Genomic DNA, 14,580 nt, shown 5'->3' with positions numbered 1-14,580 from the left:
CCTTTGCATCCCGGCAAACATAATATAGACCAACCACCTTATTATTTTTTAGAATATTCTAATGTTTTAGACTATTCTTTTCGGAGAAATATTTTATCACGTATTCTATAAATTCTCTTTATGAAATTATCTGCATTCAAGTTTGATTTACCCCATAGTTTAATAGCCCAATACCCTTCTGAAGAACGAGATGGTGCTAGAATGATGGTTTTACACCGTAAAACAGGTAAGATTGAACATAAAATGTTTACCGACATCGTAGACTATTTTGGTGAAGACGATGTAATGGTGGCAAATAATACAAAAGTTTTTCCTGCTAGACTATATGGCTCAAAAGAGAAAACAGGAGCCAAAATCGAAGTCTTTTTACTTAGAGAATTAAACCGTGAAATGCGTCTTTGGGACGTATTGGTTGATCCTGCTCGTAAAATCAGAGTTGGAAATAAATTATATTTTGGAGACAGCGACCTTGTAGCTGAAGTAATCGATAACACTACTTCAAGAGGTAGAACCATCCGTTTCTTATTTGATGGAAATCACGAAGAAATGATGGAGGCTATTTACGAACTTGGAGAAACGCCAATACCTAAAGACGTGCTTCAAAGAGAAGTTGTTGACGCTGACGCTGAGCGTTTTCAGACTATTTTCGCTGAAAATGAAGGTGCTGTTGCTGCACCAACTGCGGGGATTCACTTTACAAAAAATATTGTAAGAAGAATGGAAATTAACGGTGTTGATTTCGCTCCAATTACAATGCATATTGGTATCGGTACTTTTAGACAAGTAGAGGTTGAAGATTTAACGAAACACAAGACTGACTCGGAGAATTTCTTTATTCCTGAAGAAACTTGTACAGTAGTTAATCAGGCTTTAGATAACAACAAAAGAATCTGTGCAATCGGTAGTACTGCATTAAGAGCAATGGAATCTTCGGTTTCTGCTGGAGATAGACTAAAAGCGATTGATAATTCTTGGACGGATAAGTTTATTTTCCCTCCATACGATTTCAAAATCACCAATGCTCTTCTTACTAACTTCCATTTGCCTGAGTCTATCTTGCTTATGACCACTTGTGCATTTGGTGGATATGAGACTATCACAGAAGCTTACCAAGTGGCTATTAAAGAAAAATACAAGTTTTTCACCTATGGCGATGTAATGTTAATCATCTAAGGTTTTGCGGTAATACTTTAAAATACAGATTTTAGAAATTATATTTGGAGTGTCGGGTCAAAAGCCCGACACTTTTTTTATGAAATATTCCATAATAGTAGCAGGTGGGTCTGGTAGTAGAATGAAATCCGACATGCCGAAGCAGTTTCTCAGTATTGCTGGCAAGCCAATAATCATCATCACGCTTGAGAAATTTTTAAGTGTAAAAGACAATACCGTCATTTTGGTTTTACCCAAAAATTTATTTGATTATTGGGAGAATCTGAAAAGCGGTTTTAGTAAAGATATTCAAAACGTTCAGGTGGTAGAAGGAGGCAAAACCCGATTTCAGTCAGTTAAAAATGGACTAAAAGCTATTACAGCTGATGATGGTTTGGTGGCTGTTCACGATGCCGTTAGGCCTTTTGTATCCGTTGAGACTATCGAAAAGACATTTGAGACCGCACTGCAATTACAGTCGGCAGTTGTGTATGTAGATTCGAAAGACTCCATCAGAATGCTAACCACAAATGGTAACGAAGCAGTAGATAGATCAAAAATTAAAATTATTCAAACACCGCAAACGTTTGACCTTAAACTCTTAAAAGAAGCTTATCTTTTGGAAGAAAAGAGCACTTTTACAGACGATGCGAGTGTTTTTGAAGACTTCGGTAAAACCATACATTTGGTAGAAGGTGATTATTCCAATATTAAAATCACTACACCGGAAGACATCGCTTTGGCGGAGTTTTTAATGACTTTTTAAAAAAAAACTTTAACCTAAATATGATATCCAAAAAAGTAATAGTAGCCTCCAAAAATCCAGTTAAAGTAAATGCCGCCAAAGAGGGTTTTGAGCAGATGTTTAAAAACATAACTTTTGAGGTAGAAGGCAAAAGTATTCCGTCTGGCGTAAGTGATCAGCCGATGGGTTCTGAGGAGACTTTTTTAGGAGCTTTTAATAGAGCTACCAATGCCAGAATAGATTTCCCTAATGCAGATTTTTGGATAGGCATAGAAGGTGGAAATATTAAACATTCTGAAACTGAAATGGAAGCAATGGCATGGGTAGTGGTTTTGGATAATCATAAAGTAGGAAAAGCTAGAACCGCTGGGTTTTATTTGCCACTAAAGACTATTTCCCTCATAAATCAAGGGTATGAACTGGGTGATGCAGACGAGATTGTTTTTGGTTTAAAAAACACAAAACAAGCCATGGGCTCCACAGGTTTACTTACAGATAATGCCATAGATAGAACCTCATATTATGTGCAAGCCGTTATTCTAGCTTTAATTCCTTTTTTAAAAACCGACCTATATTAAATGAAACGATTAGCTCTGTCTGAATATGTAGCTGGTATCAAAAACCATGATAGAACCATACTCGGTAGGGCTATAACTTTGATTGAAAGTAAGAATGTTTCGGATAGACTTTTAGCTCAAAAGCTCATTACCGAGATATTGCCACTAACTGGAAATAGTTTCAGATTGGGCATCACAGGTGCACCTGGCGTGGGCAAAAGCACATTTATAGATGGCTTTGGCTCACATATTTTATCTCAAGGTAAAAAACTCGCAGTCTTGGCTATTGATCCTTCAAGTAAAGTGTCTGGTGGAAGCATTTTGGGTGATAAAACTCGGATGGAAAGCCTTGCAAATGATAAACGAGCGTTTATAAGGCCAAGTCCAGCAGGAGATTCGCTTGGAGGAGTGGCACAAAATACCCTCGAGACGCTTTTGCTATGTGAGGCAGCTGGCTTTGATTTTGTGATAGTAGAAACAGTAGGGGTAGGTCAATCCGAAACTATCGTGAAAGACATTACCGATTATATGATGTTTTTGACAATTTCGGGTGCTGGTGACGAACTTCAAGGAATAAAACGAGGCATCATGGAAATGATAGACATGGTGGTTATCAACAAGTCCGATCAGGTTTCAGAGAAAGAACTGTCTCGTTTAATTTCCAATATTAATTACGCCTTACATCTTTTTCCGGCCAAAGATTCTAACTTTACAGTTGGAGCTTTTACGTGCTCGGCTTTAAATAAAACAGGCTTTGATTCGATTTACGAGGAATTGGAAAAATATAAATCTAAAACAGAGGCTTTGGGATATTTTAAAGAAAATAGAAATAATCAACAAAAAGCTTGGTTTAGGAGGCTAACGGAGACCAAAATATTGGAATATTATTTAAATAATACAGAACTACAAAAACTAATTTCAGATTTTGAAAAGGATATTTTAAGTTTGAAAGTGGGACCTATGGAGGCTGCCCAATCCATATTGGACTTTATTAAAAAATAACAAGTTTAAAACAAGGTGCAACTCTTACATAATTAAGTTTTTGTATCCTTATTTAAACCGGTTTCGTTTTACAACTTATATCTATTATTTAAATTCTGTTTTGAAAGATTTTAATCGTGTGATTCGTCTTCTAATTTAACTAATTTAACATTTACAGAATAAATCAGAGGGCTTTACTTCCTAATGATTAAGAATAAATTGATTATTTTTGTGTTTTAAAAATAATGACCCTCTAAATGTCTAAAAAAACAAAAAGATTCAGTAATTTTTGGAAGAATATTGCAGAACTTATCCTCAATCATAGAATTAAATGGCTAAGCGGAATTGGAATAATTACGCTTTTTATGGGCTATCAAATTACGCAGTTAGAACTCTCTTACGAACTTCCTAAAATTTTGCCTCAAAACGACGAAAGTTTTCAATTATACGAAGACTTTAAGGCCCGTTATGGAGAAGACGGAAACGTAATGGTGATTGCTTTTAAATCGAAAAAAGTAAATGATTTAGCTACCTACAATGCCTGGTATTCACTTTCGAAAGAAATAAAAGGTATCAAAGGAATTAAAAATGTACTTTCGATTGCCAACCTTTTTGAAGTAGTTAAAAATGATTCTGTTAAAAAGTTTGATTTTAAGCCAGTTGTGGCCGAAATGCCAAAAACTCAGGTAGAACTAGATTCCATTTTTAAGAAAATAAGCCGATTGCCATTTTATGATGGGTTCGTTTATAACTTAGACGCTCAACTTATGGCGGTTACATTTGACCAAACCATGCTCAACAGTAAGGATAGAATTACGCTGAGTATCAAGGTAAAAGAGGCTGGCGAAAGGTTTGGAGAAAAGCAGCAAATTAAAATGCACTATTCGGGCATGCCTTATATCAGAACGAATTTCATGTCTAAAGTTAGAGATGAGCTGAGCATGTTTATGGTTTTGGCTTTTTTGGTGACCACGTTTATACTTTATTTATTTTTCAGATCATTCAGAGTGGTGTTTTATGCCACTATGGTGGTGCTTATTTCGGTGCTTTGGTCTGTAGGGTTCATAGCCCTGTTTGGCTATAAAATCTCTATTCTTACAGGTCTTATTCCACCATTGATTATTGTAATCGGTATTCCAAACTCTATATTTCTTATAAACAAATATCAAGAAGAATATCTGAAAGTTAAAAACAAAGTAAAAGCTCTAAGCATTTCGATAGAAAAAATCGGAAAAACGACCTTTATTGCCAACTTGACCACGTTTATCGGATTTTTTGTGTTTTACTTCACTGGTAGTCCTTTACTTTTAGAGTTTGGTTTGGTAGCGGCTGTTTGTGTTATGGCAACATGGGCCATTTCCCTCATTTTAATTCCGACCATTTTTAGTTACGTTTCAGAGCCGAAGGAAAAGCATGTAAGACACCTAGAAAATAAGAAAATTTCCAATTTTTTACAAAAAGTGGACTATGTAGTTCACCATAAACGCAACCTAGTATATACTGTTGTATTTGCTTTGGTAGTAGTAGCCGTGATAGGTGCATTTAAAATAAACGCTATTGGCTATGTTGTAGATGATCTTCCAGAAAAAGACCCTATTTATACTGATTTGAAATTTATCGAAGATAATTTTCATGGCGTAGTGCCTTTTGAGGTTAGCATTGATTCAAAAGAAAAAGATGGTGTTTTCAATCCGAAATTATTAACTCAAATTCGTCTGCTTCAGAGAGAGTTCGCCAAATATCCTGAATTTACTAAGCCACTTTCTATTGTAGAAGGTCTAAAGTTTATCTACCAAGGATATAGGGGAGGAGATCCCAAATATTATAGAGTTCCGCCTGCTTTGGAGCTGCAAAAACTTGCCGAATACACCCAAGATGTGAAAGGCAAAGAGAATATGTTTTCAGCCTTTATTGACTCTACAAAAAGATATACGCGAGTAAGTTTCCAAAGTACCGATGTGGGTACGGTTCGTATGCGAGAAATGTTTACAGCCTTACAAGCAAAAGCAGATACCATTTTTAATTTTGATAAATCATCAAACGAATGGAAGCCTACCGAAAAGCAAGTGGATGTAAAATTGACAGGAAATGGAGTGGTATTTACAAAGGGCAATGACTATTTATTGGGTAACTTGAGAGACAGTACTATTCTGGCCATTCTATTAGTTTCCTTGGTTATGGCCACCCAGTTTTTGAGTTACCGAACCGTCTTGATTTCAACAATTCCGAGTATAATTCCATTGATAATTACTGCTGGTATTATGGGATATTTTGGAATTCCGCTTAAGCCTTCCACTACCTTGATTTTCAGTATAGCATTTGGAATAGCCTCAGACGGAACTATTTATTTCCTAACTAAATATAAAGAAGAGATCGAAAAAGGACATACCATATCAGAATCGGTTTCGAATACCATTAAGTTTACGGGAATCAGTATGTTTTATACGGCCATAATCTTGTTCTTCGGTTTTGGTATATTTGTTGCTTCAGGCTTCAAAGGAACCGTATTTTTAGGCTTATTGGTTTCTATTACGTTGTTGATTGGTATGGTTTCTAATCTTATTTTGTTGCCTTGTTTCTTAATGACGCTTGACAAAAGACAGACAATGAAAGAGCTTCGTAAGAATGCCTAAATATTGATAAAAACTTAAAGACTACGTTTGCCTTCGGGTTTAGCAAAAGGTAAACGTAGTTTAATATAACCAACACAATTTTCAGAAAAATAAAACAAAAACACTTCTATTTGATTTTAAGAGAATAAACTTAATCTTATTTTAATTCACTGACATTCGTTTCATTCTCTTTTTCCGTATATTCAAATAATTATGTAATATTGAATTATTATTTTCAAAATATCCTTCCCGCTTTATTTCAATTTTTTGCAGTAAAAGTGTGAATTTTTTTAATCCGTCTTTTTACTAAAAGACATAAACTTTTTTTTATGCATAAATTTCTAAAATCGCTTTTATTCACTTTTGCTGTGAGTTCCTTGTTTGTGTCTTGTTCAAAAGACGCTGTAGAAAAGAAAAATTTTATCGCTTATGATGGGGTAGAATATCCACTGACTAAGGCCTATTTTGAAGGGTATGGCCAAGATCAACCAAATGAGGGATACCTTATTGATGCATATTTTTTTTCTGAAGGTATAAACGTTATTGGAGCTAACCCTAATAAAATAGATTCATTATCTGGTAGTGGTACTGTAGTTTATCTTGAATTATTTTCAAATATAAAAGACCTTTTAGAGAAAGGAGACTATATATATGATGCAAATCAAACTTACCTATCTAATACATTTGATTTTGGACTAGTTGGTTTAAATTTTGATTTAAATAATGGAAATGGTTCTGTTTTTGATATTTCGGGCGGTAAAGTATCTGTAAAAACAAGCGGCACAAGTTATGAAATCACATTTGATTTGACCGAAAGTGGCGGTAAGAAAATAACAGGAAGCTACTCAGGAGAGGTTAAATACCAGGCGTATTCAGCAATTAATAATAAAGGAGTTGCTAAGAAATCAAATCATGTTTCAGATGAAATCAGATAAGTATTAATTAAACTCCACAAAAAAAGGATTGAGCTCACTCAATTCTTTTTTTATGCCTAATCTACAGTTTCTAGTTTCAAAGCCCAACCTATTTTAAAGGATAACGTTTATTTTTAAGCATTTAAATATCCTTGAAAAACGTAATTCGATATTAAATCATTAATCGGATAAGTTGAATTTGGCGTTAACTCCGAATATAGCCGAACTCCTTTCGAATGAAAGGGAGGTAAAAGGCGAGTTGACCATTTTTTCCCAATACATACCCATGTTAATTCTTTTGTTAATTTGGTATTGCACCTGCGGTCTGATCTGCAAGTTGTAGTTTCCTTGAATAGGTACGACATCACCGTCTAGCCTTCTTTGTAAGGCTTTTATGTCTCTGCTTGTAAAGTCTAATCTAAAGTTTAGATCATTTTTTAGTACTATAAAATTGCCGTCTTTTTTACGGAGAGGAAGTTTTACATTATTCTTTTTATAGCCTACACCAAATACGTAGTCGTTTGAGTTGTATTCAGCCACCATCGCGTTTGATAGGTTTAGGGCCGCTCTTCTTTCTTTGTTCCAGTTAAATGAACCCGTGAAGTTTCTTTTTGTGGTAAACTGCATTCCCAAAAGGGGTGAAAATTTCTCTTCCATACTGATAGTACTCATGATAAACGTGGGAGCAAACAACGAGGTACTGCCTAAATACGGAATTGTACCGTAGTTTTGAACGGTTTTGTTTCCAAGCGGATAATCTCTTATTAACAAATTAAGCACTTGCGAGCCATATTCTAAAGAGGATGTGAAGTTTCCAACACTATACGTTGAAAAGTATTGGTGACTCAAGGTTATGGAATTAAATAAACGCTTAAAGACAGGCAATTTCTCTAATCCTTGATAGTCAATTCGCCAGTTTGGCATAGGAAATGCTAAAAATGGATTGAAAGTATTAGAACCTCTTTTTGCTGATTTCTCGAAAATCTTATCGAGTGACTGCCCACTGTATGCTGAGAAAAACGCCGGTATCAGTACATCTTGTGAATTTAAATCATATTTTCCTAAAAGCTGACCTTCTGGCGTTTGATTTAGTTTGTTTAGTCGGTCTAATACTTTCTGTCTATTTGCCACCATGTTGTCAAATATATCGTATTGGTAAAGTGTAAGTGAGTCATTGCTCATTTTCTTAAAACCAGTTTTAAACGACCAGAATGACATAGAGAAGTTACCGTTTCTCACTGGATTGAGCGTAGTGAATGCCCCTCCGACAGTTTCAGGACGGTACATTTCTTGATAGCTATCACCTCTACTCAAATGTCCTTTTATCTGCATCCTGAAGCCTTTAAATGGCTCAAGGCTTGTGCCAAAGTCAAACTTTACACCACGTGTTTGGGTAAACGGATTATTCTGAATAATACTTTCTGAAAGCCAATTTCGCTGGGCGGCTTGTTTGTGAATATTCCTATTCTGGCTTCCCATCACAAACTCTAAACCAGGAGCGAAACCATTTTTAGAATCTAAACCAAAGAAAGTAGGAGAGGGCAAGAAACCCGGTAAAAGTGTGGTCTCAAAAAGACTGTAATTAAAGTTTATACCTCTAACGGTCATCAAAACTCTCGTAAGGGTTTTGGTAACGCTGGTAGACTGAAGTTTTATTTCATCCTCAACCCCTGGAGCTCTAGTAAATCGCTGAACAGGCGGATTGGGAGAATTGGCAAATCTCAAAAATTTAAGTTTGTTATAAAGCCTAACCAAGTCCACTTGTCCGGCAATAGACGTTTCACGTCCGTTTTCTAACATGTTACCAAATGCAGCTCCGTTTTCGTCTTTTATTTGGAATGAACCTGCCGTATAACCATAGTTATTATTAAATCTGGCATCTGCTTTTATCCAATCTAAAAGGAAAAACTTATCGAATGGTAATCGATAGGTGGCTTGCATTTTTTGCTTGTAATTTTTGGCTCTACCCAAAGTCGTCAATCCGTCAATAAATCTAATTTCTTCATTCGTGATTTCATTGATGTCGTCTTGAATTGAGCTCATTTGAGCGTTGTAGGTAAATACCACAGCTTTTGTCAAATTCCATTGGGCGTCGTAGGCTCTATTACCTAAGAAATACTTAATAACGTTAGGCGAAATATCACTTATACCTAAGTCTGAGTTTCTGTATTGTGTTTTTATGTATGATCTGTCATAGTCTGTTCTAAACGCCAACAAAGTAGGCACTGGCGAAAGATTGAAGTCTTTGATCCACCTGGTGGTTGGCTTACTGAGTTTTTTAGAATTTTTAAATGGCTCCCATGTAAATCCTTTTGGCTGGTATTGATATCCAAGCGAAGCTCTGTTTTGTGTTTGAAGGTATTCCTGAATTACGACATTTCTACGAGTTGTTTGATTTTGAGAATATGAAAAAGTGAAATTTTCAATATCATAAAAGTGGGTTTTGCCACCTACTTTTGTTCTCATTTTTCTAACATTCGTAAAATTGAAACCTTTGGTTACCGCATCTTCCTCTACTATTTCTTTGGTAAGGTTTTGTTGAAAGAGTCCTTTGTTTGCTAAGGCGTCTGCAAGTTTAATGTCAGGGTCAAGGGGGTTAAATGTAGGCGTGATTTTTTGATGATCATAATTTACAAATAGCGGAATACTTAAGCCCCATTTCATTGGGAAAAACTTATCGATAAGTATATTTGAAGCTATTCCAAAGCCTTGTGATACCTCTCTCGATCGTGAAGATATTCGGTCTTGAACGCCGCCAAAGCCGTAGTTTTTAAAACTACCGTTTATCATTACGGTTGCCACATCGGCTAGTTTTATATCTGCTGATAAAATCCCCGCTTCACCCGCTTCTTCGTCAAACTTAAAGGCTCGCATCTCATCCATCCATACAGTAAAGTCACGCCCGATGTTTTTGTTTATGGTGTCGTTGTTTTTAACACCCATCATCATCGTCAGTACATTACTTAAGTCAGGATTACCTATTACTGATATTTTATATTGTCTAGTTATAACTTCTTCGTCGTTGATAGAAGTAGTACCTGTGCCTGATGCTGTACCTATTATGTCGATGAGTTTATCGCCGCCATATTTTTGAGTTAATGGAAATGATGTACGGTTACGCTCAAGTTTAACATTTCTTAAAACTTCAAAAGGAATATCTAGTTCGTTTTCTTTGGGCCAAACTGTAAATGGATCAGAAGAGCCATTTGTGGTTGTTTTTAGGTTTGGAATCTCTATTTCATAGTAGTTGTTTTTTAAATCCGTACCTATTCTTAAAAACACCGATGCCACTTTGTCTTCGTTAAATTTATTTTGAGCATGAATAAACATTTTAAGGCGTTTATACATGTTGAGGTCTAGTTTTGTGTTTTTAAATACCGCTCGGCTTTGGCCACCTTTTAGGTTTTCTACTGAAAGGCTTAGCGACTGCTCGTTAAATTGCATTACAGCTTGTGAAGTTCTGTCTCTATCTCTTATAAAACCCGGAGGTACTACATAGGCAGTGGAGCCATCTTTTACATTACAATCGCCATTTTCAGAGCAACCGTTTTCTTCGATATTTACCGATGCCGTTTTAAAAATTACCGTATTGTCGGTTTCTGGTATTTCTACTGGGCTGGTGTCAGAGAGGCTGTTTTCGTAAACTCTATATTGGTTTGAAACCAACTGCATAGAGGCAAAACGCAAAACCACCGGCTGTTCCCATTCTGTGGTCACCAATCTTACAAATCGGATAGATTTAAAGCCTTGTTTTCCTGCGGGGTAACTTCTAGTGGGTTTTCTGATCGGAATTCTGTGAAGGTACCACGTGGCATTTCCAGAAGTTACTTTGTCTACTATGTAGCCTTTGCCTATGTCTAAAGCGTTTGGTTTAAGGTCTATCTCATATTCAAAATAATCTTCTATTTCGTTTATGGTATTGTCTTGGTTAATATCTTCTTTGTCTGCCAGGTTGGTTGAGGCCTGCGTGCTATTGTTGGCTATATTTTGGTTTGCATTTATAGATGGAGCATTGTTTTCCATTCCCAAGTAATCTTTAAACCTTTCTAAGAAACTTGCATTTCTATTTGTAAAAATAGGATCTAAGAAAAACTTAAAATCATCTTTCGATGGATCGTCAAATATTCTGTCTTTTGCGGCTTGATTGGTTACTTTGGAGTTTACTTCTTTTAGATAGTTTTCTATATGAGGGAAAGTTTTTTCATCGGTGTTTGATAGTCCATCCAATCCTACATCTTGTTTTTCTCTTGTGCTTTCTACATTATCAAAAGCATCTGTTATAAACTGTGTACGCGGTGCCAAACCCCATTTGGTGCTAACAGGGTCAGAGTTTCCTGTGGATGATGTTTTAATTCCATTCTCAAAATTATATCTGCTGTCAGGAATAACGTCTTCAGAAACATCTCCTAACTGAATTTTAAGTTTACCACCCGTAATATTCTTTTTATTTCCGTTTAAACTTCCATCTCTTACAAAGTCGGCAAAAGGATCTAATAGCCAAAATTCGTAATACTCCACGTTTGAATTGTCAAAATCAGCGTCAAATGTGATACCACGCATAACCGATCCAAAATTACTCTTAGGGTTTTTAAGGAGCCCTTCTGAATTTAAGTCTCCGTTGTAGTTATACATGCCGGGCTCTTGTGGAAAATACGAAATATCTAAAATAGCGGAAGGTAACTGTTGTCCAAAAACAGGTCTTGATCTTCCTGGGAAAATATCTTGAATCTGGTATCCTTTTTCATAAATATTACTTTCAGCATCGGCCCTTATATTGTCCGGAACTACGTTTCCACCACTACCAAAGCCAGCACTTAAATATACCGACGGATCTACCGAATAAACCGAGATCTTAGCTCTATTGTAGTTATACTTATATGGATTAGTAAATAAATCTGGAATTTTTTCTAGTTCTTCGCCAGGAGTAGAGCCTAGTCGCCACTTTGTAGGTTGTCTGCTTAGGTCATTTATGTTTCTGGCAAACTCAAAATCATCTATCATTGAGCTTCCGTTTACTCGCTTGTCATTTACGCCAGGTCTAAGTTGGGCAAATTCGGCATTAAGCAAAACACTCGACATCTCTTTGGTTTGAATACCTGGCAAAGCATCAAGTGCTTTTGTGAGGCCATAAAAGTCTTTCTTTAGGTTTACATCTAAGCCCCATAGGGTGTTATTAACCGGTTCGTTTCCTATTGAAGTTCTGGTAATAAAACCGGGTGTATTTTCTCTTAAACTCATTAAGGTGGCTCCCAAGCGAAGGTATCGGCCTACGGTGTAGTCAAGTCTTAAACCAAATAATCGGCGAATTTGAGAAGTAAATAAGTCGGGCTTTTCATAATCAACTCTAATTTGTCTGCCCGAACTCAGTATACTTTGGTTGGTTATTATGATTCTTCCCATCTGAGAATCTACCGTATAATCGGCTCCTTGCTGTAGTTCCGAGCCACCTGCGTAAATTCTTACCGAACTGCCTGATGCACCCAATGGAAGAGCTATTTCTGAACTTCCAAATTGTACACTTCCCGATATGAAAAACTTATTTTTGAGTGTAACTTGTTGAGCATCCATCAAAGTTTTACGGTAGAGCTCATCAAACACATATTTTTGCTTCAGGGCTGTTTCCGAAGGTTCAAATAGCTTTTCTAAACTAGAGCCAAACGGTTCTAAAGTAGGAAATATAATTTTGCCGTATTTTTCATTTATCGTAACTCCACTTACATAGTCGAAGTTTCCGTCTTTTAGCGGGTCATTGTTATAGTTTAGTTTGTCTAGTCCCAAAGCCTCTATCAAAGGGCGGTTTTTAAGGTTTTGACCTTCTTGCAGGTTTGGTGTATCCATACCTGTTTGGTCATCTTTGTAAACTATTCTCAGCTGAAATCCTTCTTTCGAAATCTGACCTTGTGCTAAAGTGTAGACGTTTTTCATCATCAGGTCCCACATCGGGTTCGAAAGCCTGTTTCTGATGGTGGATGATTTCAAAAGCTTCAGCATAATCACCTCGTCTTCGCGTCTGTTTACATAGTCTTCGGTTAGCTCCCCAACTTTGTAGGCTCTGCCTTGATAGGTGTATTCGTAGGCTACGGCTAATATTTCGTCGTTTCTTAAGGGTGTCAATAGTGAGATATATCCCAACTCAGGTTGAAATTCAAATTCTCTTTCAGTTAGTCTTTTTGCTCCTCTCAAAATCTCAAAGTCTTCCCCGTTTTTTAAAGATAAACTTGTAAGGGTATTCGTAGTGTTGTCTATTCTTCTGAAATCGTTGTTGTTTTCTAGTTTACCAAAAAGATTATTCGCTCGGTTATCAGCTGCCACAATACTTCCATTTGGAATATTTATTTCGGGTTTAAACGGATTGTTTTCTCCTATGTCAGTTAAACCAACCAAGTTTCTCATCGAAGAAAAATTGTTGGTTCGGTTTGTAACGTAAACCTCAATACGGGTAATTCTTACACCAGAGGTAACTACCGGGAGGTTTTTAAGGGCCTTTTCATATTTGTCTCTAAAAAAGTGAGAAACAAAGAAGTGTCTGTTTTCATCATAATTATCACATCTAATTTCAAAAGGACGGCTTTGGTTTCCGCCATTTATGATGATTGACTCTGTTCTTGACCTTTGTTGGGCTATTACGGTCGTGATATCTAATTTGCCAAATCTCAAGCCGGCTTTAAAACCAAATAGGTTTTGAACTCCCGGAATCAGCTGACTTCTGACAGGCATACTTACATTTCCTAGTTCTACTTTTTGGAGAATATCTTCGGGTTCGTTTTTAAAATTTAATTTAAATTTATTTTCAAAACCAAAAGAAGACTTTGTATCAAAGTTTCCGAGAATGTTCATTTTCTCTTTAGCCTGCCCTGCTTTTTTTAAAATATTGCTTAAGTCAGATACTTTTGAGTTAGAACTTGGATTGGGTTTATCAAAGTCATCTGCTGAGTTTCCGCCTCCAGAAAACAGGTTATTGAAGTTTATGGCAATCTGTTGGTCAAAATCAAATACAGGTTGCCTTCTGAGGGCGATTGGAGTTAGTGGATTGTTAATGAATTGAGTTCCTGCTCGTAAATCGATGCTCACAAATCCATTTGGTGTAAACTCAGGGACCTTATCACCAAATAGCCTGTCCATTATCGGGTTTTTCTCCAAAAGCGGATTTGCCCTTTTTCCAGACGTGGAGCTGTTTCCATCTTGTGCTCGTTCTATATCTCGCACGATGCTCTGCCGTATCATGGCATTTTGAAGGCTCGAGTATTCGTTAAATGTTAAACTTTGAGGTAGTTTAAAATCTATTTTTTGATCTAGTTTTTCGGTAAGACTAAAATTGCCGTTTGTGGAATTGTAGAGAACAGAGGTATTTAATTTGCTCGGATTAAGATCTAAAAGTGGTAGTGGCCTATAGTTAAATCTCGACAGATAACTATCTTTCCAATTTAGGAAATACGTATTCTGCTTTTTTCTTTCAAGCGTATCTTCTTCAACAATTTGTCCAAAAAGCGTACCTGAAGAAAGAACGGTTATGAGAATTAAATAAAATTTAAGTTTTGTACTATTTTGCATAAAGAGCAATAGAAATGCATTTATAGAGTATATTAGGTCTAAACGTCTAAAATCCTGCCATTATTCTT

The 14,580-nt window shown here is 36.2% G+C and carries 7 protein-coding genes; 6 read left to right on the top strand and 1 reads right to left on the bottom strand.

All coding sequences use genetic code 11. The annotated features are described in order from the left end of the window. Window positions 1-120 precede the first annotated feature (120 nt). The 6 genes from queA to ACFOOI_RS05920 all read left to right on the top strand — a co-directional run bounded on the left by queA (window position 121) and on the right by ACFOOI_RS05920 (window position 6,982). A complete protein-coding gene (gene queA / locus ACFOOI_RS05945; protein ID WP_379836096.1) occupies window positions 121-1,173 on the top strand; it encodes a tRNA preQ1(34) S-adenosylmethionine ribosyltransferase-isomerase QueA in 1,053 nt (350 codons plus the stop codon). Window positions 1,174-1,252: 79 nt separating this feature from the next. After that, the gene (locus ACFOOI_RS05940) at window positions 1,253-1,918 is read left to right on the top strand and encodes a 2-C-methyl-D-erythritol 4-phosphate cytidylyltransferase (protein WP_379836094.1); all 666 of its coding nucleotides are present in this window, start codon (window positions 1,253-1,255) and stop codon (window positions 1,916-1,918) included. Between the two features lie 20 nt (window positions 1,919-1,938). After that, window positions 1,939-2,475: an inosine/xanthosine triphosphatase gene (yjjX, locus tag ACFOOI_RS05935; RefSeq protein ID WP_379836092.1), complete on the top strand. Its 537-nt coding sequence runs from the start codon at window positions 1,939-1,941 to the stop codon at window positions 2,473-2,475. Continuing rightward, on the top strand, window positions 2,476-3,456 hold the full coding sequence (meaB, locus tag ACFOOI_RS05930) for a methylmalonyl Co-A mutase-associated GTPase MeaB (protein ID WP_379836090.1): 981 nt from the start codon (window positions 2,476-2,478) through the stop codon (window positions 3,454-3,456). 236 nt (window positions 3,457-3,692) lie between these two features. Then, entirely contained in the window at window positions 3,693-6,068 is a 2,376-nt protein-coding gene (locus tag ACFOOI_RS05925; RefSeq protein WP_379836088.1) for an efflux RND transporter permease subunit, read from the top strand. A 308-nt stretch (window positions 6,069-6,376) separates the two neighbouring features. Then, window positions 6,377-6,982 carry a hypothetical protein gene (locus ACFOOI_RS05920; RefSeq protein WP_379836086.1) on the top strand — a complete coding sequence of 202 codons (606 nt, stop codon included), beginning with the start codon at window positions 6,377-6,379 and terminating at the stop codon, window positions 6,980-6,982. A 159-nt stretch (window positions 6,983-7,141) separates the two neighbouring features. Here ACFOOI_RS05920 and sov read toward each other — a convergent pair whose 3' ends face one another. Then, entirely contained in the window at window positions 7,142-14,512 is a 7,371-nt protein-coding gene (gene sov, locus ACFOOI_RS05915) for a T9SS outer membrane translocon Sov/SprA (protein WP_379836084.1), read from the bottom strand. Window positions 14,513-14,580: the final 68 nt, after the last annotated feature.

This window comes from Lacihabitans lacunae (assembly GCF_042649125.1).
In the GTDB taxonomy this organism is placed as follows: Bacteria; Bacteroidota; Bacteroidia; order Cytophagales; family Spirosomataceae; genus Leadbetterella; species Leadbetterella lacunae.
The sequence above is the reverse complement of the archived record's forward strand: the minus strand, read 5'-3'. Positions and strand labels throughout refer to the sequence as shown.